The sequence below is a fragment of the Agathobacter ruminis genome (assembly GCF_002735305.1).
In the GTDB taxonomy this organism is placed as follows: Bacteria; Bacillota; Clostridia; order Lachnospirales; family Lachnospiraceae; genus Roseburia; species Roseburia ruminis.
In genome coordinates this window covers 1-220 of sequence record NZ_PDYG01000122.1, presented here as the reverse complement: position 1 = coordinate 220, position 220 = coordinate 1, and the positions used below count along the sequence as shown (strand labels likewise).

Below are 220 nucleotides of genomic sequence, written 5' to 3'. Positions count from 1 at the left end.
GATCACTTGAATCACATCCCCCACTTCAGCGTTTTTGCGGATTTTTTCAAACGATGAATACGTTCCCACCACATACTTCTTCCAGTACTCTCCAAAATTATTGGAACCAGAGCATCTCAACCACGAGGTTGTGCAGGCATACTTTCTTGCGGTTCCATGATAGAACCATTTTTTGTTTGTCTCTATAATATTTCCATTTGTTTTATCCTTATATGATTTT

The 220-nt window shown here is 38.2% G+C and carries 1 protein-coding gene; it reads right to left on the bottom strand.

All coding sequences use genetic code 11. The features are described from left to right. Nucleotides 1-220, bottom strand: a 220-nt coding sequence (locus tag CSX02_RS13810) for a hypothetical protein (RefSeq protein ID WP_207653785.1), incomplete at both ends; no start/stop codon positions are given.